This is a genomic window from Kitasatospora sp. NPDC058184 (assembly GCF_042883725.1).
GTDB lineage: Bacteria > Actinomycetota > Actinomycetes > Streptomycetales > Streptomycetaceae > Kitasatospora.
In genome coordinates this window covers 199919-223026 of record NZ_JBHVVE010000002.1, presented here as the reverse complement: position 1 = coordinate 223026, position 23108 = coordinate 199919, and the positions used below count along the sequence as shown (strand labels likewise).

The window sequence follows — 23108 nt, the reverse complement described above, 5'->3', positions numbered from 1 at the left end:
GTGACGTGACGCGCGCCACCAGGCGCGCCGGAATGCCGCTCGGCGGTGCGGGGGATGACGAACGGTCGAGGGGCCGTGGCCGCCGGGGGGCGGCGCACGGCCCTCAACCGTTCCGCGAGGAGGATCCGGGCGCCCCGGGGCGCCCGGGCGGAGTCAGCACTGGTCTTCTGTACCTACTGGTATGTACAGTGGCTCGCATGAGCACCCAGGACCGTCTCATCGAGAGCACCCAGGCCCTCCTCTGGGAGCGCGGCTACGTCGGCACCAGCCCCAAGGCCATCCAGCAGCGCTCCGGGGTCGGCCAGGGCAGCATGTACCACCACTTCACCGGCAAGCCCGACCTCGCGGCCGCCGCCCTGCGCCGCAGCGCCGAGCAGATGCGGGGCGTCGCCGAGGCCGACCTCGCCGCCCCCGGCACCGCCTACGACCGGATCGCCGCCTACCTGCACCGCGACCGCGACGTCCTGCGCGGCTGCCGGATCGGCCGGATGGCCCAGGACCCCGACGTCGTCGCCGACCCGCAGCTGCGCGCGCCCGTCGAGGAGACCTTCGACTGGCTGCGCGGCCGGATCGCCGAACTGGTCGCCCAGGGCCAGGCGGACGGCGAGTTCACCCCAGGCCTCGACCCGGCCGACACGGCCGCCGCCGTGGTCGCCGTCGTCCAGGGCGGCTACGTCCTGGCCCGCGCCGCCGACAGCGCCGAGCCGTTCGACCGGGCCGTCCGCGGCGCCCTCGGCCTGCTCGCGGCACACCGCACGGCCTGACCCGCACGGCCCCGGGCGCGCCGCCGAACCCTCGCGGCCGAACCCGTACGACCAGAGCCGACGCGCCCGCCGAAAACCAGGACGCCCGCCGTCAGACCGGCCAGAACCCGAGGAGCCCCGCCGTGCACGCCATGCAGTACGAGATCACCCTCCCCGCCGACTACGACATGGGTGTCATCCGCAAGCGCGTCGCCGACAAGGGCCACCTGCTCGACGCGCACCCGGGCCTCGGCCTCAAGGCCTACCTGGTCCGTGAGCGCGGTCGGCAGGGCTCGCCCGTCAACCAGTACGCGCCGTTCTACCTCTGGCGCACCGCCGAGGGCATGAACGGCTTCCTCTGGGGCCCGGGCTTCCGCGGCCTGAGCGCCGACTTCGGCCGCCCCGCCGTCCGGCACTGGCTCGGCGCGGGCCTGACCCGCGGCACGTCGTCAGTGGCGGGGGAGGGGACCGAGCAGCCCAGCACCGCCACCCGGGCGACCGTACGGCTGCCGGAAGGCGCCGACCCGGCCGAGGCCGTCGAGCGGGCGCTCGCCGACCTGCCCGCGCACCCGGACCTGTACACCGCCGCCGTGGCCGTCGACCCGAGCCGCTGGGAGCTGCTCAGCTTCGCGCTCTGGCACGGCCCGGCCCCCGAGGGCGCGCCCGGCGTCCGGTACCAGGTGCTGCACCTGTCCCGCCCCGAACTGGACCGGCTGCCCGCCGGCCGCCACTGGTGAAAGGACCCACCGCCCCGATGTCCCCCGCGACCGCCCCCGCCGGCCCCGACCTCACCCCGGCCCCGCTCGACCGCGCGGCCGGCCACGCCCTGCTCGCCGACCTGGCCGGTCCGGGCGCCGCCGCCACCCTCGGCGGCCTGGACGCCCTCGCCCCCGGCTTCCCCGACTGGATCGTCACCAGCCTCTTCGGCGGCACCTACCAGCGCCCCGGCCTCGCCCTGCGCGACCGCCAGATCGCCAACCTGGCCGCCCTCACCGCCCTCGGCGGCGTCGAGCCGCAGCTCGCCGACCACGTCCGCTACAGCCGGCGGATCGGCCTGACGGAGGCGGAGATCACCGAGGTCATGGTCCACCTCGCCCCGTACGTCGGCCTCCCCAAGGCGCTGGCCGGCCTGCGGGTCGCCACCGCGACCTTCGCCGAGAGCACCGCGACCTTCGCCGAGAGCACCGAGAGCACCGAGAGTGCCGAGGCCACCAAGGCCACCAAGGCCACCAAGGCCGCCGAGGGCGCCGCCGGGACCGTCACCGAGGAGGCCGGGGCATGAGCCGCACCGTCCGCACCGTCCTCGGCGACCTGGACCCCGCCGTCCTCGGCGTCACCGACGCCCACGACCACCTCTTCATCCGCAGCCCGCTGCTCCCCGGCCAGGAGCTGGACGACCCGGCCGCCGCCGAGGACGTCCTGCGCGCCTACGCCGCCGCCGGCGGCCGCACCCTCGTCCAGTGGACCCCGCTCGGCCTGGGCCGGGGCGCGGACTCGCTCGCCGCGCTCTCCCGTACGACCGGCGTGCGGATCGTCGCCGCCACCGGCGCGCACCAGGCGGTCCACTACGCGCCGGGCTCCTTCTCCGCCACCGGCGCCGGGGCGGAGGACCGCCCCGGCCCGTACGCCGACCTGGCGGAACGTTTCGTCGCCGAGCTCACCACCGGTCTGCCCGGCGCGCCCGAGGGGGTCCGGGCCGGGCTGATCAAGGTCGCGGCCGACGCGGGGCCCGACAGTCGCCACACCCGGTGGACGATGGCCGCCGCCGCCGAGGCCCACCACGCCACCGGCGCCCCGATCGCCGTCCACCTCGAAGCCGACGGCGCCCCGCCCGGGGTCGTGCACCGGCTGTGCCACCGGCACGGCGTCCGGCCCGACCGGGTCATCCTCGGCCACCTCACCCGGCTCCCCGACCGTGCGCTGCACCGCCGACTGGCCGCCGAGGGCGTGTACCTCGCGCTGGACAGCCCCTCCCGGGCCGGCCACGCAGGCGACCACCAGGCCTTCGAGGTCATCGCCGACCTGGTCGAGGCGGGCCACGCCGCCCAGCTGCTGCTCGGCGCCGACACCACGACCCGGACCGCCCGCGCGGCCGGCGGCCCGGTCCGGCTGCTCACCGAGCTCGCCCCGCGCCTCGCCCGCAGCCACGGCCCCGAACTGCCCGAGCTGCTCCTCACCGCCAATCCGGCCGCCGCCTTCGCCGCCGACTGGCGCACGCCGTAGGGCACCCGCCGTAGGGCGCCCGCCGGGCCGTCGGACCCCGCCGAACCGCCGGGGCCGGTGGCGCGCGGGCCCGCAGGTACCGGAAACGGACTGACGGCCGCCGGTCGGGCCCTCTACGGTGCCGGACATGGTGACGCTGACGCTCCGAACCCTCACGACCGCCGACTGGCAGCTCTGGCGGGACCTCCGCCTCGCCGCCCTGACCGACGCACCGGAGGCCTGCAAGGCCGGCCTCGCCGACTGGCACCGGGGCGGCGAGGAGCGCTGGCGAGACCGGCTCGGCATCCCGGGCGCCCACCACGTCGCGGCCCTGCTGGACGAGGACCCGGTCGGGCTCGTCGGCGGCCTGCCCGGATCGCCGGACGGGGTACGGGAGTTGCGCTCGCTCTGGGTCGCCCCGCGGGCGCGCGGCCGGGGCGTCGCCGACCGGCTCGTCGAGGAGGTCGAGCGCTGGGCCCGCGCCACCGGCGGGACCACGCTGCGCCTCGCCGTGCTCCCCGGCAACGAAGCGGCGCTCGCCCTCTACCGCCGGCACGGCTTCGCCCCGCTCGCGGAGCCGGGCGACCTGCTCGCCGACGGGGTCACCCGGGAACTCCTGCTCGGGAAGCCCCTGCGGTGACCTGACCGACCGCCGCCGCACCCGGCTCCGGCTCCGACAGCGACAGGGACAGCGACGCGAAGGCGGGGCCTGCGCCGTACGGGGGACGGCACAGGCCCCGCCTTCGACCGGACCGAGGGGGCGATCAGCCGGTCACATGTGGGTGCCGCCGTCGATGCGCAGCTCGGTGCCGGTGACGAAGGCGCCGTCGTCGGAGGCGAGCATGGCGATCACGCCGGCCACCGTCTCCGGGCCGGCGAAGCCCTGGCCGAGGGCGGGGGAGAGCTTGGCCAGCAGGCTGAAGTCGGCGTCGGCGGGCAGGCCCGGGTTGTGGGTCATGCCGCTGTCGATGCTACCCGGCGCGACGCAGACCGCGCGCAGGCCCTGCTTCGAGTACTCCGAGGCGATGGCGTGGGTGAAGGACTGGATGCCGCCCTTGGTCGCGGCGTACGCGGCCATGTACGGGTGGGCGAAGCTCGCGGAGGTGGAGCTGAAGTTGACCACCACGCCCCGGCCGCCCGCGAGCAGCGCGGGGAGCGCCTCGCGGGTCATCAGGAAGGTGCCGGTCAGGTTCACCGCGAGGAGCTTGTTCCAGAACTCCAGGCTGGTCTCGTGGGTGTGCGAGGAGCGGAGGATGCCGGCCGCGTTGACCAGCACGTCCAGGCCGCCCAGGCCGGCGGTCGCCTCGGCGACGCCCGCGACGACGGCCGCCTCGTCCGAGATGTCCAGGACCTGAATGGTCAGGCGGTCCGCGGTGCCCTCGGCGGTGGCGCGGTCCAGGGTCTTCTTCAGGCCGTCCTCGTTGACGTCGACGGCGACGACCTTCCCGCCCTCGGCGAGGATCCGGTGCACGGTGGCCTGGCCGATGCCCGAGCCGCCGCCGGTGATCAGGACGTTCCGTCCGCTGAAGCGCTCCATGGTGGTACTCCGTTCGTTCGTGGTCTCTCGACCTCGGGAACCACGGTACGCCCGAGTGGCACGTTGTGCCAAAAAGGCTGGACGTGCCAGATCGTCGTGACGTGCCACCTTGGCATGCGTCCGCGTAGGCTGGCCCTGTGACCGGACGCCCGACCCTGACCCAGCGCCGCCGTGAGGCCACCCGACTGGAGATCGCCCGTACCGCCGCCGCGCTCTTCGCCGAGCGGGGAGCCGAGGCGACCACCGCCGAGGAGATCGCCCTCGCCGCGGGCATCTCGCTGCGCACCTTCTACCGGTACTTCTCCGTCAAGGAGGACGCCGTCGCCCCGCTGCTCGCGTCGGGCGGGCAGGAGTGGGTGGAGCTCTTCGCGGCGAGCCCGGCCGACCTGCCGCTGCGCGAGGCGCTGGAGCGCGCGGCGGTCGCGTCGCTGACCCCGGCCGACGAGGCGCGGGCGGAGATGATGGGGTGGGCCCGCGGCCTGCTGCGCGACCCGAAGCTGAACGCCACCTGGCAGCGGGTCCACGCCGACTCGGAGGCGCGGCTGCGGGTCGCCCTCACCGAGCGCTGCCCGGACGGCACCGATCCGCTGGAGATCCGGCTGGCCGCCGCCGCCGCGACCGCGGCGATCCGGGTGGCCCTGGAGCAGTGGGCCTCCTCCGAGGCGCCCCTCGCCGGTCCGGGGTCCCCGCAGGACCTCGGCGCGCGCTGCATGCGCGAGCTCACGGCGGGGCTGCGGCTCTGGGAGCGGGTGGGCTGAGCCCGGGCGCAGCCCACCCCGCCCGCTCCGGCTGACGGAGGACGGCCGACCGCTGACAGATGTCAGATGACAACTTTCGAAATCTGTTATCTGAACGTTGTCATCTGTCAGCCCGGCTCCCCGTCACCTCCCAGCCGCGGTCAGCTTCCTCCCAGCTGGCGTTAGGGTTGGTCCTCGCGCCCCGGCCGGGGAACCGGGGTGACCTCCTCGGATGTCCCCAGCGGAGGGGACTGGAGTTCGAGGCGTGGGAGCAAGCGGGACATGGGTCTGACGAGCCACAAGGTGCTGGCGCTGACCGCACTGATCGCGGTCGTGATGATGGTCGGCACGGTCTGGCTGTGGCCCAGACTCGCGAAGAAGACCTGGCAGTCGGTGCTCGGCCGGATCGGCGCGCTGCTCGCCACCCAGCTCGCGGTGCTCGCCGCGCTCGGCCTGGTCGCGAACAACTACTTCGCCTTCTACAGCAGTTGGGACGACCTGCTGGGCACCGGCGACACCGGCCCGGTGGTCATCCACAACAAGGCGGACGCCTCCGGTCGGCTGATGGTGGAGACGATGGGCCAGGCCGCGGTCAAGGGCGGTGGCGCGATGGGCCGCGAGCCCGCCCAGTCCGGCGAGATCCGCAAGGTCCGGATAGACGGCGCGGCCAGCCGGCTGTCCACCGAGGGCTACGTCTACCTGCCCCCGCAGTACTTCCAGCCGGAGTACGCCCAGAAGCAGTTCCCGGCCGTGATCGTCAGCACCGGATTCCCAGGAATCGCCGAGAACCTGATCACCCGCTTCAACTACCCGGGCGCCGCGCTCAAGCTGCTGCAGGAGGGGCGGATGCAGCCGACCGTCATGGTCCTGGTGCGCCCCTCGCCCGCGCTGCCCCAGGACACCGAGTGCGAGGACGTCCCGAACGGCCCGCAGTCCGACACCTACTTCACCAAGGACGTGCCCTCGGCGATCCAGGCCAGCTACCGGGTCTCCACCGACCCGCAGGCCTGGGCCTTCATGGGCAACTCGACCGGCGGCTACTGCGCGCTCAAGCTGGCCATGCGCCACCCGGACGTCTTCCCGACCGCCGTCGCCCTCTCCGCCTACTACGACGCCGCCGACGACCCGACGACGGGCGACCTCTTCGGCGGCAGCAAGCAGCGCCGCGACGAGGCCAACCTGCTGTGGCGGCTGAAGAACCTGCCGCAGCCGAAGGTGTCCGTGCTGCTGGCCGGCACCAAGAAGGGCGACGGCGACTACCGGCAGCAGACCGAGGCCTTCGTCGACGGGGTGCAGAGCCCGATGAAGGTCTCGTACAGCATGCTGGAGAACGGCGGCCACAACTTCGAGACCTGGAGCGCCCTGCTGCCCTCCTCGCTGGAGTGGCTGTCCCAGCACCTCAAGGTGCCGAACCAGTCGGCATGAGCCTGACCGGCCGGGCCTGACCGAACGGGCCTGAACGACCGAACGACCGAACCCCCGGAGCCATGGCACCGGGGGTTCGGTCATTCGGCCATGCGGTCGGCCCGGACGTTCAGGAGCCGTACGGCCCCCGTACGGCGGTCCCGCCGCTCAGGCCACCCGCTCCAGCGTCCCGGTGTGCAGCTGGCCGACCCGGCCGCCCTCGCCCTCGAAGGTCCAGAAGGCCCGCACGGTCAGCCTGCCGAGGTCCATCACGTGGCTGACGGTGATCCCGCTCTGCTCGGTCCAGCTGACGAAGTAGATCGAGGGCGCGACCTCGGCGACGTGCAGGCGCACGTCCTCCCACTGGCCCGCGGACTCGCCGAGGCCCTCCCAGCGCAGCCGCGTGCCGTCGGCCGAGTAGGTGTTGCGGAAGGCCGCGCCGTTGTCGACCCGGAAGAGGTAGGTGCGGCCGGCGAAGGCGGGCAGGGGCGCGGTCATGGTGGGGCGGGTCCTCGTCTCTGTCAGGTCGTGGCGAGCACCCGGTCGGGCTCGCCGCTCTTGTGCACGGCGGATGATGTCAGGCTTCCAATTTATCCGACCGGGCGCACTCGGTCAGGCAAAGGCCACGGTACGGTCCGCCACCACGCGGCGGCCCGGGTGTGCGACCGGCACATGGGCAGGGCCGCGCGCCGGCCCTAGCGTCCGGCCATGAGACGTACCCCCACACGCCCCGGCCCCGCGAGACGCGTCCCCACCGCCCTCGCCGCCGTGCTCCTGACCCTCGCCGCCGCCCTGCTCGGCACCCCCACCGCCGCGCAGGCGGCTACGGCCCGGGCCGTGGCCGCCGCCCCCCTCACCCTGGAAGCGACCTTCCCCGCCCCCGGCAACGGCTGGGCCAAGGTCGAGCGCTACCTCGACACCACCCCCGGCTTCGGCGCCGAGCAGTTCCCCGCCGACGGGCGCGGCGACCAGGACGGCGCCCGCCGGACGTACTTCGGCACCGGTCGGCCCTCCTCCGCCCGGTTCCTGCTCTACTCCGCCGCGGGCTGGGACACCGGCGCCCAGGCCACCCCCGTCCTGCTGGTCCACGGCGCCAACGACAACGCCGACCGGGCCTGGGCGAACCCGGGGGAGAGCGGCGCCTGCGGTGCCGCGAACTGCCCGTCCACCGGGCTCGCCCAGTACCTGGCCGGCACCGGCCACCGGGTCTTCGCGATCGGCTTCGCCCACAAGCACGGCGACAACCTGCTCCAGGCGCAGGCGGTCGGCGACGCGGTCGCGCTGATCCGGGCCCGGCTCGGGGTCCCCCAGGTCGACGTGGTGGCCTGGAGCAAGGGCGAGGTCGCCGCCCGGGCGTACGTGTCCTCGGTGAAGCCCTCCTGGGGGAGGGCGTACGCGGGCGACGTGCGCCGGCTGGTCACGCTGGGCGGGCCGCACGGCGGGCTCGACTACGTGTACGCGCACGGCTGGGACTTCGACCTGGTGACCTGGCCCGCCTGCGGCGGCACCGCCAACGCGCCGTCCCCGCACCTCTCCATGACCTGCTACGGCACGTACACCGCGCAGCCCTGCCTCGGGGTGCTGCCGAGCGGCGGCTACGACTGCTACCCGGGCCAGCGCCAGCTGCTCGCCCGCTGGGACGGCACCTACGGGGTGGACAGCAGTGCGCAGGACTGGTGGACCACCTACTACGGCGGCCAGGGCTTCTACACCTCCGGCCAGGGCATCCAGGCGGCGATCGACGCGGGCTCGCTGATCGCCCCGCTCCGGCAGGCCGGCATCCCGGCCGCGGTGCGCACCTACCTGCTGGCGGGCGGGTCCGCCGACATCCCGGGTGTGCTCAACGAGGGCCGCGGGCCGAGCGACGGGCTGGTCTTCACCGCGAGCGCGCTGGACACCACCGGCATCGCGACGGTCGGCGGCACCCGGCTGCTCGGCGGCCTGAACCACCTGGAGCTCGCCTGGGCACCGGACGCGGCGAGCCAGGTCAACGCCTGGCTGGGCTGAGCCTCAAGCCGGTCAACTCGGCTGCCGCACGGGGCTGTTGGTCGGCACCTCGGCGGGTGCGGCGCCCCGCCCGCCACCAGCAGGACGGTCCCGTCGGCAGGGCCGACCCCGCCGACGGGACCGCGCGGCCTACGCGGCTCAGGAACCGGCGGCCGTCCCGGCCACCGTGATGTCGAACGGCTGCCGGTTGTTGCCCTCGTACCGGTCGTCCGCGCTGCGCACCGCGACCGAGCCGCCGCTCAGCCTGCCCTCCGGCAGGTCCGGGGCGAGCCGGACCGGGATGAGGGCGGTCGCGCTGCGCCCCTCCCGCAGCCCGGGCGCGAACACGCACCGCACGACGCGGCCACGGCTCACCACCTGGCAGGTGGACGGGAAGAACGGGCCCTCCGGGCTGACGCCCTCCGGCAGGGTGATCGCGACCGTGAACGGGGAGGCGGTGGTATCCGGGCCGCCGTTGCCGACGAAGGCGTGGATGGTGGTGGTGCCGCCGGGCGCGGCCGCGTCCGGGTCGATCCGGACCACCTCCAGGTCGGAGTCGGACGGTCGCGCGGCGGCCTCGGCCGTCCCGGACCCGGCGGTGGACCCGGCCCCGGGCCCGGCTCCGGGCTTGGCCGGGGCCGGCAGGGTCGAGGCGGTGGGCGTCGCCGGTGCGGGCAGGGTGGACGGCGAGGGCGGACCGGCCGCGACGACCTCCACGGCGGGCCGGGGCTCGGGCCGCCGCAGCGCCCAGACCGGGTCGGTGGCCAGTACCGTCACCGCGCACCCCGCCGCCACGGCCGCGACCAGCCCGGCCCCGCCGAACCCCCGGCCCCTCGCGGCGCGCCGTACGCCACCGGCCCGTACGCCATCGGTCCGGACCTCACCTCCCCGGACCCCACCGCCCCGCGCGCCCTCCCATGCGTCCCGGTGCTGCTGCTCCATCCCCGCTCACCCTGCCCTCGCGTCCCGGCCGCCCGCGCCGTTGCGGGCCGCGTCGGCACCAGGGTGGCGGAGCCACTGCCGGAGCCGGGCGGCAACCCGCCCGTCGTCCGCCCGAACGGATGACGCGGCACGCCGTGCCAACCGGGTCGGCGGGCAAGGGTGGTTGACGTTCCGTCAGGGAGCGAGGACCTGGCCCAGCCGGCTCGCGATCTGGTGCATCACCGGCACCAGCGAGGCGGCTCCGGCCTGTTCCTCCAGGGCCCGGATGCGGGCCTCCGGGCCGGAGACCGAGAGCGCGGTGGGCGTCGGCGCGCCCGGGACGGCGAGCGCGATGCAGCGGACGCCGATCTCCTGCTCCTGGTCGTCGACCACGTAGCCGCGCTCGCGCGCCTCGGCGAGCTGGCGCATCAGCTCCTGCGGGTCGGTGACCGTGTACTCGGTGTGCGCGGGCAGCGGGTTGGGGCCGAGCACGGCGCGGGCCTCGTCCTCCGGCAGCTGGGCGAGCAGCGCCTTGCCGACGCCGGTGCAGTGCGGCTGCACCCGTCGGCCGACCTCGGTGAACATCCGCATCGAGCGGCGCGACTGCACCTGGCCGACGTACACCACCTCGCCGCCCTCCAGCACCGCCAGGTTGGCGGTCTCGCCGGTGGCCTCCATGAGCTCGGCCAGGTACGGGCGGGCCCAGCTGCCGAGCAGCCGGCCGGCCGTCTCGCCGAGCCGGATCAGCCGGGGGCCGAGGGTGTAGCGGCGCGCGGTGTCCTGGCGGACATAGCCCTGCTGCACGAGGGTACGAACCAACCGGTGGATGGTCGGCATCGGGAGGCCGGACGTGGTGGAGAGCTCGCTGAGGGTGGCCACGCCGCCGGAGTCGGCCAGCGCCTCCAGGAGTTGGAAGGCGCGTTCGACGGACTGCACGCCGCCGCCCGCGCGGTCGGCGCCTGTCGTCGATGCTGGGTCGGGGGTCGCAACCACCGGCGTTTCCTTCACTGTCGGGGAGGAGTAGAGTCCCGGCGATCTCTTCAACAAACCGTTGAAATTCTGTATCGCGGAAACTAGTCTCCACCTTACAGAATCGAACTCGCCGACAGGCGGGTACCGATCGAGGAAGTTCCCTGAGGAAGTTCCCACCGGAGCTCCCTCCGCCAGGCTCAACCGTCTTAGGAGTGTCCTGCTCATGGCTGCAGATCAGGGGCCCGTCGGCGCCTCGCCCGCCGCTCCGGTCGTCACTGTCGCCGGTCCTCGCGTCCCCCGGGCGGAGGAGGTGCTCACTCCGGAGGCGCTCGCCTTCGTCGCCGGGCTCCATCAGGCCTTCGAGGGGCGCCGACAGGAGCTGCTGGCCGGGCGGAAGGCCCGCCGCGCCGAGATCGCCGCCACCGGCACGCTGGACTTCCGCCCCGACACCGCCGACATCCGGGCCGGGGACTGGAAGGTCGCCGAGGCGCCCCGCGCCCTCCGGGACCGCCGGGTCGAGATCACCGGGCCGACCGACCGCAAGATGGTCGTCAACGCGCTCAACTCCGGGGCGCGGATCTGGCTCGCGGACTTCGAGGACGCCTCCGCCCCGACCTGGGAGAACGTGGTCGGCGGCCAGGTCAACCTGACCGACGCCTTCGAGGGCCGGATCGACTTCACCGGCGCGGCCGGCAAGGCGTACACCCTCAAGCCCGCCGCCGAACTCGCCACCGTCGTGGTCCGCCCCCGCGGCTGGCACCTGGACGAGAACCACCTGCTGGTCGACGGCACCCCGGTGGCCGGCGCGTTCGTCGACTTCGGCCTCTACTTCTTCCACAACGCCGCCCGGCTGCTGGCCAAGGGCGCCGAGGACCCCAACTCCGGCCCGTACTTCTACCTGCCGAAGACCGAGAGCCACCTCGAGGCCCGGCTGTGGAACGACGTGTTCACCCACGCCCAGGCCGGCCTCGGCATCCCGCACGGCACGATCCGGGCGACCGTGCTGATCGAGACCATCACCGCCGCGTTCGAGATGGACGAGATCCTCTACGAGCTGCGCGACCACGCGGCCGGCCTCAACGCCGGGCGCTGGGACTACCTGTTCTCGATCGTCAAGAACTTCCGCGACGCCGGCGAGCACTACATCCTGCCGGACCGCAACACCGTCACCATGGCCTCGCCGTTCATGGCCGCCTACACCCGGCTGCTGGTGCGGACCTGCCACCGGCGCGGCGCCCACGCGATCGGCGGCATGGCCGCGTTCATCCCGAGCCGCCGCGACCCGGAGGTCAACGCGGCCGCGCTGGAGAAGGTCAAGGCGGACAAGGACCGCGAGGCCGGGAACGGCTTCGACGGCTCCTGGGTCGCCCACCCCGACCTGGTGCCGGTCGCCCGGGCCTCCTTCGACTCGGTGCTCGGCGAGCGGCCCCACCAGAAGGACAACCCCGGCCCGGCCGAGCCGGTGACCGCCGCCCAGCTCCTCGACATCGCCGGAGCCGGCGGCACCTGCACCCGCGCGGGGCTGCACAACGCCGTCCAGGTCGGCATCCGCTACATCGAGGCCTGGCTGCGCGGGCTCGGGGCCGTCGGCATCTTCAACATGATGGAGGACGCCGCCACCGCCGAGATCTCCCGCTCGCAGATCTGGCAGTGGATCCACAACGGGGTCGTGCTCTCCGACACCGGCGAGAAGGCCACCGCCGACCTGGTCCGCTCCCTGGTCGCCGCGGAGCTGGCCGAACTCCTCGCCGAGCTGGGCGAGGAGGCCTACGGCGCCGGCCGCTGGCCGGAGGCCGCCCGGCTCTTCGAACAGGTCGCCCTGGCCGAGGAGTTCGTGGACTTTCTGACCCTCCCCGCGCTCCCGCTGCTGGGCTGATCCCGACCTGCCCGCCGGAGCCTGCCCGGCTGCGGTGCGCCGGCGGTCCACCACTCCGTTCCGTACGGCGACGAATCCCACCCGTCCTCTCGTCGCCGTACGGAACGGTCTTGTCCACGTAAGGAGTTCACCCATGGCGCGCATGTTCTTCAACGGCCAGGCAATGGTCGGCGGTCCCTTCCACGCGAAGGTCGCCGACTCGCTGATCGGGCCGGCCAGGACCGCCCCCGGTTACCGCTTCTTCTCCATCGACCACAGCGGCGGCACGGACGTCTGCCCGGGACTGCTGGCCGACCCGGAGGCGGACACCGCCATCGAGGGCGAGCTGTACGACATCCCCCTGGAGCGGCTGCGGGACGTCATCCTGCCGGGGGAGCCGCGGGAGCTGGAACTGGGCGTCATCGAGCTGGAGGACGGCTCCGCGTGCCTGTCCATGCTGCTCTCCCGGGGCGAGCTGGAGCGCGGCGTCCACCGGGAGATCACCCACCACGGCGGCTGGCGCGCCTACCTGGCGTCGATCGGGCGCACGGCCTGACGGCTGCCACCGGGTGCGCCGGCAGCCCCGGACCCTCGCCGTGGGTCCGGGGCTGCGGTCCGCGCACCGATGACGGCGAACGGACGACAGAGAACAGCTGACAGATAACAGATGACGAAAGTTGTCAGCTGTCATCTGTCTGCCACTGTCGTCCGTCCGTCGCCCCGAGGTGCGCGGAGCCCGGGGGCGCACCGTCCCTGGGCGCCCCCGGAGTACGGGGTGGGCGTCGAACCGGCCCCGGACCGGACCGAACCGGCGCTAGACCGGACCGACTCAGACCGGACCGGCCCTAGACCGGACGCGCCGCCAGCTCGCGGGCGGCGCGGGCGCAGTCGCGTGCGATCCGGTCCTCGTTGACGGTGGTCAGCTGCCCCTTCTCGACCACCGCGTTGCCGTTGACGAACAGCACCGACAGTGGCGGCAGCGCGCCGAAGGTGAGCGCGGCGACCGGGTCGGCGATGGACGAGTGCATGACCCCGTCGATCTTCCACAGCGCCAGGTCGGCGAGCTTGCCGACCTCGATCGAGCCGATCTCGTCCTGCCGGCCGAGCACCCGGGCGCCGCCCATGGTGCCCAGGCGCAGCGCCTGCCGCCCGGTCAGCGCGGCGGGGGAGCCGTGCAACCGGTTGATCAGCAGGGCGTTGCGCAGCTCCGTACCGAGCTCGCCGGACTCGTTGGAGGCGGTGCCGTCCACCCCGAGCCCGACCGGGACGCCGGCCCGGAGCATGTCGGGCACCCGCGCGATCCCGGCCGCCAGGCGGGCGTTGGAGGACGGGCAGTGGGCGACGCCGGTGCCGGTCTCGGCGAACTTGGCGATGTCGGAGTCGTTCATGTGCACGCAGTGCGCCATCCAGACGTCCTCGCCGAGCCAGCCCACCGACTCGAAGTAGTCGGTCGGCCCCATGCCGAACAGCTCCTTGCAGAACGCCTCCTCCTCGGCCGTCTCCGAGCCGTGGGTGTGCAGCCGGACGCCCTTGCGGCGGGCGAGTTCGGCGGACTGCCGGAGCAGGTCGGTGGAGACGGAGAAGGGGGAACAGGGCGCGAGGGCGATGTGCAGCATCGAGCCGAAGGAGGAGTCGTGGTAGCGGTCCACGGCGCTCTCGGAGGCGGCCAGGATGTCGTCCAGCTCCTCGACCGCGTGGTCCGGCGGCAGCCCGCCGTCCTTCTTCGAGCGGTCCATCGAGCCGCGCAGCGCGGTGAAGCGCAGGCCGAGCTCCTGGACGGCCTCGATGGAGGCGCCGAGGATGTCGCCGCCGTCCTTCGGGAAGACGTAGTGGTGGTCCGAGGCGGTGGTGCAGCCGGACTTGAGCAGCGCGGCGGCGGAGCCCTGGCTCGCGGCGTGCACGAGCCGCTCGTCGATCCGCGCCCAGGTCGGGTAGAGGGCGACCAGCCAGTCGAACAGGATGTCGTCCTGGGCCAGGCCGCGGGTGATCCACTGGTAGAAGTGGTGGTGGGTGTTGACCAGGCCGGGGGCGGCCAGGTGGCCCTCGCCGTTGATCCGGCGCACCACGTTGTCCAGCCACGCGGGGGCGGGGCCGTCGCCCACCGCCTCGATGGTGTTGCCGAGGAGGACCACGTGGCCGCGGGCGTACTCGGTGTCGTTCGCGTCCACGGTGGCGATCGCGACGTTCTCGATCACGGTCCGCTGGTCGGTGGGCGGGGGCTGGACTGCCATGGCGTGACTCCTAGGGGGGAGGGCCGGGAGGGGTGCGCACCGTGGTGCGCGCCCCTCCCGGGGCCGGTCAGGACGGCGTCGCCGTCGGAACCGTGGGACCTGTCGGCATCGACGGCACCGACGGCACCGCGGGAGCGGTCGGAGCCGCCGGCACCGTCGCGTCGGAGCCCTGGCCGGGCCTGGAGCGACGGGCGGCCCCGACGTGGTGGAAGAGCAGGTTGAGCAGGACGGCCACCACGCAGCCGGCCGATATCCCCGAGTGCAGCAGGGTCCGGGCGGCCTCCGGGAAGGAGTCGTAGAACGTCGGCGCGGCGATCGGGACGATGCCGACCCCGAGCGAGACGGACACCAGGATGGTGTTCGAGCCGGACTCCATGCCGGCCTCCGCGAGGGTGCGGATGCCGCTGGCCGCGACCGTGCCGAAGAGCACGATCCCGGCGCCGCCGAGGACGGGCTGCGGCACCAGGGAGACGACCGAGCCCAGCACGGGGAACAGCCCCAGCAGGACCAGGATGCCTCCGCCGGCCGCGACCACGAAGCGGCTGCGGATCTTCGTCAGCGCCACCAGCCCGATGTTCTGGGCGAAGGCGCTGGCGGCGAAGCCGTTGAAGACGGGGCTGAGCGCGGTGGCCAGGCCGTCGGCCCGCAGGCCGGCGGCGAGGGTGGGTTCGTCCGCCTCGCGGTCGACGATCCTGCCGAGGGCGAGCATGTCGGCGGTGGACTCGGTCATCGCGACCACCATGACGATGCACATCGAGACGATCGCGGCGGCGTCGAACACGGGCGCGCCGAAGTGGAACGGGGAGGGGAGCGAGAAGACCTTCGCGTCCTTGACCGCGCCGAAGTCGGCGAGCCCCAGCGGGAAGGCGATCAGGGTGCCGAACGCCAGGCCGATGAGCAGGGACAGCTGCTGCCAGAACCCGCGCAGCAGCCGGTTGCAGAGCACCACCGCGACGAGGGTGATCGCGGCGAGGCCGACGGCCCGCATGGAGCCGTACCCGGGGGCGCCCGGCGAACCGCCGCGCGCCCAGTTGACCGCCACCGGGAGCAGGGACACCCCGATGAGGGTGATCACGGTGCCCTGGACGACCGGGGGGAAGAACCGGATGAGCTTGCAGAAGTACGGTGCCGCGAGGAAGCACAGGAGCCCCGCGACGATCACCGCTCCGAAGATCACCGGGAGGGCCTCCTTCGGTCCTCCCGTCTTCTCGATGGAGCCCTTGGCGATGGCGATCATGGGCGCGACCCCCGCGAAGGAGACGCCGTTCACGAACGGCAGCCGCGCGCCGATCTTCCAGATGCCGAGGGTCTGGAGGAGGGTGGCCAGTCCGGCGGTGAACAGGCTGGCCGAGATGAGCAGGGCGAGTTCGGCGGGGGAGAGCCCGACGCCGGCGCCGACGATGAGCGGGGGTGCGACGACCCCCGCGTACATCGCGGCGACGTGCTGGAGTCCGGTGGAGAACAGCTTCACCGGGGGCAGCAACTCGTCCACGGGATGGGTTCCGGGCCGGGGCGGCTTGCCGGTGCGGTTCGCCGGCGTGCCGTCCGTGCCGTCCGGGTCCTGCGTTCTCTCCGGGGTGGAACCGCCGTCTGTACTGGTGGTGTTGCTGGGTGCCATGTCGAGCCCCTCTTGTGCCCGTGGCTCCCGGCGCGCCCGTGGCGCTGGAGTGCGGCTGGTGCTGGTGCTGGTACGACCGGGGGCGGGACGGCGGTGCAAGGATCCCTCGGCCGGGCTCTCCAGTGCCCCGGGCCGGCCGCCGCGAGGCAGACACGAACTCCGGTGGGTGGGGGTGGAGGTGGAGAAGAACTAACTGGTGCGGGTGGTGCCTGGTGATGGGGCCGGTGGGGCGGCCCGCCCGGCCGTCCGGCCCGTGGGGACCGGGGGATGCGGCGATTCCGGGCGGCGTCCACCTGGTGGTGCGGGTGCTGAGGGTGCCGAGGGTGGGGGAGGTCAGGCGACCGGGATGACCGGGACGACGCCCTCGCGGTGCACGGTGCCCTCGATCAGGCCGTACATGCGGTCGGCGGCGAAGTAGACCTCGTTCTCGTTCTTGAGGCCGAACGGCTCCAGGTCGACCAGGAAGTGGTGCTTGTTCGGCAGTTCGAGGCGGACCTCGTCCACCTCGGCGCGGTTGTTGAGGACCCGGGTTCCCATCGCGTGCAGGGTCTGCTGCAGCGAGTAGGAGTAGGTCTCGGCGAACGCCTCCAGCAGGTGCCGCTTCACGTGGGTGTAGGAGCGGTTCCAGTTGGGCTGGGCCTCGCCGTCCCGGCCGCTGTAGCCGAACTTCCAGCGGGCGGTGACCTGGGTGGCGAGGATGCGGTCGTACGCTTCCTGGAGGGTGGTGTAGCCGTCCTTGATGTAGCCCCAGAACTCCGAGTTGGTGGAGTTCATGACGACCAGGTCCTTCAGGCCGGATATGACCTGGACGGACTCCCCGTCGTAGACGATCTCGCTGGTGCGGACCTCCTGGCCGTTGCGGACGAAGGAGTGGCCGACCTCCTCCGAGCCGATGAAGCGGGCCGAGCTGTCCGGCGTCCGGATCCGGTCCCAGGAGTACTCCTCGATCCGGATCCGGGCGCTGTGCACGACGCCGCGCTCGGTGTCGTCGACGAAGTGGCGGGCCAGGAGGATGCCGAACGCCTCGGCCGACTCGATGCCGTGCTCCTTGGCGAAGGCGTAGACGGTGTTCTTGGTGGTGTCGGTGGGAAGGCAGTTGGCGTTGGACCCGGTGAGGTGGACGTCCTCGAACTCGCCGCGGAGCGAGACCGAGACGTTCAGGTCCTTGATCTCGTGCCGGGTGGAGTCGCGGTGGATCCGGACGATGCGGTTCTCCGCCTTGCCGTACTGGTTCTGACCGAGCACGTGGGCCATGACGTGGCTCCTAAGCTTTCCAGGTCGGTCCACTAGCTTCCGCGGTAGACCGAGTATCCGAACGGGTTGAGCAGCAACGGCACGTGGTAGTGGTGCTGTTCGGGCGCGACCGTGAAGACGATCGAGACCTCGGGGAAGAACGGCGGCTCGGCGGACGTGGACGCGGAGTACGCGCCGGTGTCGAAGAGCAGCCGGACGACCGAGCCCGCCTCCACGGCCGGCAGGTCCTTGACCCGGCCGTCGGAGTCCGTGGCGGAGGTGCCGAGCACCTGCCAGCCACCCTCGGTGTGCAGTGCGAGCTCGACCGGGACGCCTTCGGCCGGTCGGCCGAGGCTGGTGTCGAGCACGTGGGTGGAGATGCCAGTCATGGGTGAAGTGACCTTACTGATGGCAGAAGTGATGGTGCGTCAGCATCAGTGGATGCCGGAAGTTTCTGGCAAGGAGGATGAGAGAAAGCGGGATATGGCGGAGCGTCAGGAAGCGTCGAGCAGGCGGTCGAGCCGGATGTCGTTGATCTTGCGCAGCTCCCCGCGGACGATCTCCGCCTCGGTGGCGGCGTCGTTGGGGTGGCGTTCGCGCAGGGCGGCGAGCATGCCGACCGCGGTGCGGCCGGTCGCGCAGATCAGGAAAACGTGGCCGAACTTGGCCTCGTAGGCGGCGTTGGCCTCGTGCAGCGCGTCGAGGACCGCCTGGTCCACGCCCTGGATGCCGGCCTGTTCGCGCTCGGAGACGGCGTCGCCGGCCGTCGGCCTGCCGATCCGGGCGTGGCCGGCCATCGCGTCGCGCAGGTCCTCGGTCGTCAGTGACGCCATGGCTGCCGCGTTGGCGGCGAGCAGGGTGTCGCGGTCGGACCAGGGCCGGGCCGCGGCGACCGCGGCGGCCCAGCGGGGGCTGGAGCAGACCTCCAGCAGGATCCCTTCCAGTGCCGCGGCATCGGTCGCGGCCAGGACGTCAAGGGTGTGGGGGTGGTTGGTCACGGGTGGACCTCCTGAAGAGTGGTGCCACCCGGAAAAGCTAGATCGGCCCCACCCGGCCGTCAACACTTTGTTGAACGGTTGGTGGTTACGTTTTGAACCGGGCCCCGATGTCGGGCCCTTTCGTGTGCGATTCGCCAAGTGTGCCCCGCCGCAGGCCGATCCGGTCCTGTCGTGTCGGCGGGGTCACCCGTTCGGAAGCCCCCGGGGCGGGGGCGCGCACGTGCCCCGGAGGGCGTCGAGCCGGAGTGTCAGGACGACTTCGCGCCGTCCTGGCGGTTCAGGTAGTTGTACACGGTGAAACGGCTGACGCCCAGGGCGGAGGCGACGGTCTCCACGCCGTGGCGGACGGTGAAGGCGCCGCGCTCCTCCAGCAGGGCGACGACCCGCTGCTTCTCCAGGCGGTCGAGCTCGGCCAGCGGGCGGCCGTCGAACTGCCGGGTCATCTCGGCGAGCAGCCGGTCCAACGCGCTGCTCAGGTGCGGCAGTCGGACGGCCAGGGCCGGGGTGCCCTCCCACTCCAGGACCACGTCGTCGGGCTTCGCCTCGTCCAGCGGGACGTGCGTCGCGCCGACCGCGGCCAGCAGCGGCTTCACCGCCGCGGCGAGCGGGTGTTCCACGTTCTCGGTCACGGCGTACCGTCCTCCTCGCCCAGCACGCTGACCTGGACCGAGATCCGGGTCGCCCCGGCGTCCAGGGTCTCCTTGAGCAGCTTGGTCACCGCGGCGAGGACCTGCTCGGCCCCGCCCTCGGCACCGGTGCCGAAGGGGCCGACCGAGACGTCCAGGCCGGCGTCGTCGACCACCCGGCGAGCCGCCGCGGCGTGCTCCGGGAACGTGTCCAGTTCGAACGGTTCTGTCGTGAACTCCACCATCAATCGCACGGGGTCACTGTAGCGAGCGGGGGTGCGGGCGGGCAGGGGTCGGGGGATCGAACGGTCCGGCCCCCGCGGACGGCGCGCCGCCGGTGTGGCCTCGGTGTGCCCTCGGGACTGCCCCGGCGTGCCCTCGGGGCGCCCGGCAGGGCCCCTCGGGACTGCTTCAACAAAATGTTGCGACTCCCTTGACACCCGCTCGGCGGGCCGGAGATGCTTCCACCACACAGAATCCCTCTTCCGGATCGTGGAAGTTGCGGATGAAGGAAGAGAGATGAGAGGTGAGCGACGTGACGGCGGCTGCCAAGCACGGCTTCACGGTCAACCTGTCGATCCTGTTCGGCGAACTGCCGCTCCTGGAGCGCCCCGCCGCGGCCGCCGCGGCCGGCTTCACCGCCGCCGAACTGTGGTGGCCCTTCGGCGCGGAGCATGACCCCTCGCAGGCCGAACTGGACGCGTTGCGCAAGGCGTTCACCGACGCCGGCGTGCGGCTCACCGGCCTCAACCTCCTGGACGACCTGAGCAAGGGCGCCCGCGGAACCGTCTCGGTGCCCGCCGAGCGGGACCGCTTCCGCGCCAACCTCCCGGTCGCCGCCGAACTCGCCGCCTCGCTCGGCGCCACCGCGCTCAACGCGCTGTACGGCAACCGGGTCGAGGGCGTCGACCCGGCCGAGCAGGACGCGCTCGCGCTGGAGAACCTGGTGCTCGCCGCGCGGGCCGCGCACGGGATCGGCGCCGTCCTGCTGATCGAGGCCCTGAACAGGGCCGAGTCGCCGGACTACCCGCTGGTCTCGGCCGCCGCCGCGGTCGAGGTGGTCGACCGGGTCAACGCCGCCACCGGCCTGGGGAACGCCAGGTTCCTCTGCGACCTGTACCACCTGGCCAGGAACGGCGAGGACCTGGCGGCGGTCATCGACACCCACGCCGACCGCATCGGCCACGTGCAGATCGCCGACACCCCGGGCCGCAACGAGCCCGGCACCGGCGAGCTGGACTTCGAGGACCTGTTCGCCCGGCTCACGGCCGCGGGCTACGCGGGCTCCATCGGTCTGGAGTACCGCCCCTCCGGCGGCGTCAGCGCCGACAGCTTCGGGTGGCTGCCGCGCGAGCTGCGCGCCGCCCAGTAGCGGAGCCGCCCGGCGGCGCGCCGCCGAGCAGTGCCCGGTTCGAGCGGCGGGCAGCGCACCGCCGACCCACCCGACCTCCCACCCGCACACGTAAGGAACTCGACGCGATGAGCCGCAAGATCGCCTTCATCGGCCTCGGCATCATGGGCAGCCCGATGGCCGCCAACCTGGTCAAGGCCGGCCACCACGTCACCGGCTTCAACCTCACCCGGCCGCCGATCGACGCCCTGGTCGCGCTCGGCGGCCACGGCGCCGGCAGCATCGCGGAGGCGGTCAGGGACGCCGAGGTGGTCATCACCATGGTCCCGGCCGACCCGCAGGTCGAGCAGGTCGTCCTGGGGGAGGGCGGCGTGCTGGAGAACGCCAGGCCCGGCACCCTGGTGATCGACATGTCCTCGATCACCCCGCAGACCTCGATCAGGGTCGAGGCCGCCGCCAGGGAGAAGGGTGTCCGCACCCTGGACGCCCCGGTCTCCGGCGGTGAGGCCGGCGCCGTCGAGGCCGTCCTGTCGATCATGGTCGGCGGTGCGGCCGAGGACTTCGCCGAGGCCAGGCCGCTGTTCGACGCGCTGGGCACCACGGTCGTCCACGTCGGCCCGGCCGGCGCCGGCCAGACCGTCAAGGCCGCCAACCAGCTGATCGTCGCGGTCAACATCCAGGTGCTCGCCGAGGCCGTGGTGTTCCTGGAGAACGCCGGCGTCGACCTCGCGGCCGCGCTGGACGTGCTCGGCGGCGGCCTGGCCGGCTCCACCGTGCTCAACCGCAAGCGGGCGAACATGCTGAACCGCGAGTTCGCCCCCGGCTTCCGGATCGACCTGCACCACAAGGACATGGGCATCGTCACCGACGCCGCCCGCGCCGTGGGCGCCGCGCTGCCGGTCGGCGCCGTGGTGGCCCAGCTGGTCGCCTCCGCCCGGGCCAACGGCGACGGCTCGCTCGACCACTCGGCGCTGCTGCGCGGCGTCGAGCGGCTCTCCGGGCGCGAGGTCGCGTAACCGCCGGGGGCTCCCGCGCGGAGCCCCCGGCCCCGAACTCCTCCTGGTGGCGTGTACCTATCCGGTCGTGCCCGCGCCGCCAGGAGGCCGGACCCGACCGGCGTGCGGGCCGGGGCTCATCCGCCCGCCCGTCGGTCGATCCAGGCCGGTGACGCGTACGTCCCCCTGGGGGCACTTCGGTCGTGCCTGGTACGCGTCGCCAGGCTCCCTCCCCGCCGAGGGGAGCCCTTCGTACGTCGGAAGCGGGACGAGGGGAACGGCGGGGAGGGGGCGCACCCTCCCGGAGCGGGCCGCTCCGGACACCACGGCCGCCTCGGCCTCCCCGGCCGCCCCGGCCGAGGCGCTGGCCACCCGGAACACCCGGGCCCATGCTGGACGCACGTCAGCCGGACGCACGTCCCGGAACCACCGCCAGACCCGTACGGAAGCGAGGAGCGCGCCATGCCCCCCACCCCCCACCAGGGCCATGTGGTCGTCGCCCCCGACAAGTTCAAGGGCAGCCTGGAGGGTGCCGAGGCGGCGGCCCGGATCGCGGCCGGCATCCGGCGCGCCGCGCCCGGCACCGAGGTGCGCGAACTGCCCGTCGCCGACGGCGGCGAGGGCACCCTGGCCGCCGCGCTCGCGGCCGGCTTCAGCCGGGTCCCGGCCAAGGTGGCCGGCCCGACCGGCCTGCCGGTGGACGCCGCGCTGGCCGTCCGGGACGACACCGCCGTGGTCGAGCTGGCGCAGGCCTCCGGCCTCGCCCGGCTGCCCGGCGGCCGCACCGCCCCGCTCGCGGCCGGGTCCTACGGAGTCGGCCAGTTGATCGCCAAGGCGGTCTCGCTCGGCGCCAAGCGGATCGTGCTGGGCCTCGGCGGCAGCGCCTGTACGGACGGCGGTGCTGGCATGGTGCAGGCGCTCGGGGCACGGCTGCGCGATGCCGGCGGGGCCGAACTGCCGCCCGGCGGTGCCGCGTTGCGCCGGCTCGCGGAGATCGACCCCGGCCCGCTGGCCGAGGTGCTGGGCGGGGTCGAGGTCGTGGTGGCCTGTGACGTGGACAACCCGCTGCTCGGGCCGCGCGGCGCCGCCGCCGTCTACGGCCCACAGAAGGGCGCCGACGGCGGGGACCTGGTGGTGCTGGAGGCGGGGCTGACCCGGTTCGCCGACCTGGTCGCCGAGGCCACCGGGCGGGACGTCCGGGAGGCGCCCGGTGCCGGCGCCGCGGGCGGGGTGGGCTTCGCCGCCCTGGCCCTGCTCGGCGCGACCATGCGCCCCGGCATCGAGCTGCTGCTCGACCTGCTGGGCTTCGACGGGGCCGTGCGCGGGGCACGCCTCGTCGTGACCGGGGAGGGGTGTCTGGACGCCCAGACGCTCCACGGCAAGGCCCCGGCCGGAGTCGCCGCGGCGGCCGCCCGGGCGGGGGTCCGGGTGGCCGCGGTGGCGGGCCGGCTGGAGCTCTCCGAGCCCGAGTGGCGGGCCGCCGGCTTCACCGCCGCGATCGCCCTGACCGACCTGGCCGAGCGGCCGGGGGAGAGCATGACCAGGGCCGCCGAGCTGGCCGAACTCGCGGGGGAGCGGCTGGCCGAGGAGCTCCTGTCGCACTGAACCCCGGTGCGTGCGCGACCTTCCCGCGCGGTGATCCCTCGGATGTTCCTCCATTGACGTTTTGTTGAAGGCGGGCCTAGGCTCCCGGCAATCC

At 73.6% G+C, this 23108-nt stretch carries 24 protein-coding genes; 13 read left to right on the top strand and 11 right to left on the bottom strand.

What is annotated here, in order from left to right:
* Window positions 1–197: 197 nt before the first annotated feature.
* From ACFVXH_RS04215 to ACFVXH_RS04195, 5 genes are all read left to right on the top strand, one after another.
* Window positions 198–764 carry a TetR/AcrR family transcriptional regulator gene (locus ACFVXH_RS04215; RefSeq protein WP_375873432.1) on the top strand — a complete coding sequence of 189 codons (567 nt, stop codon included), beginning with the start codon at window positions 198–200 and terminating at the stop codon, window positions 762–764.
* Between the two features lie 122 nt (window positions 765–886).
* The gene (locus tag ACFVXH_RS04210; RefSeq protein ID WP_375873433.1) at window positions 887–1480 is read left to right on the top strand and encodes a DUF4865 family protein; all 594 of its coding nucleotides are present in this window, start codon (window positions 887–889) and stop codon (window positions 1478–1480) included.
* 17 nt (window positions 1481–1497) lie between these two features.
* On the top strand, window positions 1498–2025 hold the full coding sequence (locus ACFVXH_RS04205; RefSeq protein ID WP_387820079.1) for a carboxymuconolactone decarboxylase family protein: 528 nt from the start codon (window positions 1498–1500) through the stop codon (window positions 2023–2025).
* Window positions 2022–2966, top strand: coding sequence for a phosphotriesterase (locus ACFVXH_RS04200; RefSeq protein ID WP_387820077.1), 945 nt, complete (start codon window positions 2022–2024; stop codon window positions 2964–2966). Before ACFVXH_RS04205 ends, ACFVXH_RS04200 begins: the two co-directional genes overlap by 4 nt.
* Before the next feature lie 127 nt (window positions 2967–3093).
* Window positions 3094–3585, top strand: a complete 492-nt coding sequence (locus tag ACFVXH_RS04195; RefSeq protein WP_387820075.1) for a GNAT family N-acetyltransferase — start codon at window positions 3094–3096, stop codon at window positions 3583–3585.
* 132 nt (window positions 3586–3717) lie between these two features.
* On the opposite strand, the gene ACFVXH_RS04190 is transcribed toward ACFVXH_RS04195, so the two are convergent.
* The gene (locus ACFVXH_RS04190) at window positions 3718–4482 is read right to left on the bottom strand and encodes an SDR family NAD(P)-dependent oxidoreductase (RefSeq protein WP_117492648.1); all 765 of its coding nucleotides are present in this window, start codon (window positions 4480–4482) and stop codon (window positions 3718–3720) included.
* Between the two features lie 137 nt (window positions 4483–4619).
* Between ACFVXH_RS04190 and ACFVXH_RS04185 the strand changes: the two genes are divergently transcribed.
* A complete protein-coding gene (locus ACFVXH_RS04185; protein WP_387820073.1) occupies window positions 4620–5240 on the top strand; it encodes a TetR family transcriptional regulator in 621 nt (206 codons plus the stop codon).
* 261 nt (window positions 5241–5501) lie between these two features.
* Window positions 5502–6644 carry an esterase family protein gene (locus tag ACFVXH_RS04180; protein ID WP_049658183.1) on the top strand — a complete coding sequence of 381 codons (1143 nt, stop codon included), beginning with the start codon at window positions 5502–5504 and terminating at the stop codon, window positions 6642–6644.
* Window positions 6645–6791: 147 nt separating this feature from the next.
* On the opposite strand, the gene ACFVXH_RS04175 is transcribed toward ACFVXH_RS04180, so the two are convergent.
* On the bottom strand, window positions 6792–7121 hold the full coding sequence (locus ACFVXH_RS04175; RefSeq protein ID WP_049658181.1) for a MoaF N-terminal domain-containing protein: 330 nt from the start codon (window positions 7119–7121) through the stop codon (window positions 6792–6794).
* Window positions 7122–7331: 210 nt separating this feature from the next.
* Between ACFVXH_RS04175 and ACFVXH_RS04170 the strand changes: the two genes are divergently transcribed.
* Window positions 7332–8630: an esterase/lipase family protein gene (locus ACFVXH_RS04170; protein ID WP_387820070.1), complete on the top strand. Its 1299-nt coding sequence runs from the start codon at window positions 7332–7334 to the stop codon at window positions 8628–8630.
* Between the two features lie 138 nt (window positions 8631–8768).
* On the opposite strand, the gene ACFVXH_RS04165 is transcribed toward ACFVXH_RS04170, so the two are convergent.
* On the bottom strand, window positions 8769–9551 hold the full coding sequence (locus ACFVXH_RS04165) for a hypothetical protein (RefSeq protein ID WP_387820068.1): 783 nt from the start codon (window positions 9549–9551) through the stop codon (window positions 8769–8771).
* Between the two features lie 174 nt (window positions 9552–9725).
* The gene (locus tag ACFVXH_RS04160; RefSeq protein WP_380738594.1) at window positions 9726–10523 is read right to left on the bottom strand and encodes an IclR family transcriptional regulator; all 798 of its coding nucleotides are present in this window, start codon (window positions 10521–10523) and stop codon (window positions 9726–9728) included.
* Window positions 10524–10725: 202 nt separating this feature from the next.
* Between ACFVXH_RS04160 and aceB the strand changes: the two genes are divergently transcribed.
* Both aceB and ACFVXH_RS04150 read left to right on the top strand, forming a co-directional pair.
* Complete coding sequence (gene aceB / locus ACFVXH_RS04155; RefSeq protein WP_387820066.1) at window positions 10726–12378, top strand: malate synthase A; 1653 nt, start codon at window positions 10726–10728, stop codon at window positions 12376–12378.
* 133 nt (window positions 12379–12511) lie between these two features.
* A complete protein-coding gene (locus ACFVXH_RS04150; protein WP_074004300.1) occupies window positions 12512–12913 on the top strand; it encodes a gamma-glutamylcyclotransferase in 402 nt (133 codons plus the stop codon).
* A 289-nt stretch (window positions 12914–13202) separates the two neighbouring features.
* Here ACFVXH_RS04150 and ACFVXH_RS04145 read toward each other — a convergent pair whose 3' ends face one another.
* The 7 genes from ACFVXH_RS04145 to ACFVXH_RS04115 form a co-directional block, all read right to left on the bottom strand.
* Window positions 13203–14588, bottom strand: a complete 1386-nt coding sequence (locus tag ACFVXH_RS04145) for an 8-oxoguanine deaminase (RefSeq protein WP_387820064.1) — start codon at window positions 14586–14588, stop codon at window positions 13203–13205.
* A 67-nt stretch (window positions 14589–14655) separates the two neighbouring features.
* Window positions 14656–16206, bottom strand: a complete 1551-nt coding sequence (locus ACFVXH_RS04140; RefSeq protein WP_387820062.1) for a nucleobase:cation symporter-2 family protein — start codon at window positions 16204–16206, stop codon at window positions 14656–14658.
* Between the two features lie 333 nt (window positions 16207–16539).
* Window positions 16540–17460 carry a factor-independent urate hydroxylase gene (pucL, locus tag ACFVXH_RS04135; protein ID WP_074004302.1) on the bottom strand — a complete coding sequence of 307 codons (921 nt, stop codon included), beginning with the start codon at window positions 17458–17460 and terminating at the stop codon, window positions 16540–16542.
* Between the two features lie 32 nt (window positions 17461–17492).
* Window positions 17493–17828: a hydroxyisourate hydrolase gene (gene uraH / locus ACFVXH_RS04130; RefSeq protein ID WP_049653752.1), complete on the bottom strand. Its 336-nt coding sequence runs from the start codon at window positions 17826–17828 to the stop codon at window positions 17493–17495.
* A gap of 105 nt (window positions 17829–17933) precedes the next feature.
* The gene (gene uraD, locus ACFVXH_RS04125; protein ID WP_053112152.1) at window positions 17934–18437 is read right to left on the bottom strand and encodes a 2-oxo-4-hydroxy-4-carboxy-5-ureidoimidazoline decarboxylase; all 504 of its coding nucleotides are present in this window, start codon (window positions 18435–18437) and stop codon (window positions 17934–17936) included.
* A gap of 248 nt (window positions 18438–18685) precedes the next feature.
* Window positions 18686–19066 carry a helix-turn-helix domain-containing protein gene (locus tag ACFVXH_RS04120; protein WP_049653753.1) on the bottom strand — a complete coding sequence of 127 codons (381 nt, stop codon included), beginning with the start codon at window positions 19064–19066 and terminating at the stop codon, window positions 18686–18688.
* Window positions 19063–19317, bottom strand: a complete 255-nt coding sequence (locus ACFVXH_RS04115) for a thiamine-binding protein (RefSeq protein WP_063780213.1) — start codon at window positions 19315–19317, stop codon at window positions 19063–19065. The genes ACFVXH_RS04120 and ACFVXH_RS04115 overlap by 4 nt, the downstream gene beginning before the upstream one ends.
* Window positions 19318–19589: 272 nt before the next feature.
* Between ACFVXH_RS04115 and ACFVXH_RS04110 the strand changes: the two genes are divergently transcribed.
* The 3 genes from ACFVXH_RS04110 (at window position 19590) to ACFVXH_RS04100 (ending at window position 23014) form a co-directional block, all read left to right on the top strand.
* Window positions 19590–20435 (top strand): TIM barrel protein, encoded by an 846-nt coding sequence (locus ACFVXH_RS04110; RefSeq protein ID WP_117492631.1) that lies wholly within the window; start codon window positions 19590–19592, stop codon window positions 20433–20435.
* A gap of 107 nt (window positions 20436–20542) precedes the next feature.
* The gene (locus ACFVXH_RS04105) at window positions 20543–21430 is read left to right on the top strand and encodes a 2-hydroxy-3-oxopropionate reductase (protein WP_375873446.1); all 888 of its coding nucleotides are present in this window, start codon (window positions 20543–20545) and stop codon (window positions 21428–21430) included.
* 441 nt (window positions 21431–21871) lie between these two features.
* Window positions 21872–23014, top strand: a complete 1143-nt coding sequence (locus ACFVXH_RS04100) for a glycerate kinase (RefSeq protein ID WP_380738581.1) — start codon at window positions 21872–21874, stop codon at window positions 23012–23014.
* The last annotated feature ends 94 nt before the right edge of the window (window positions 23015–23108 follow it).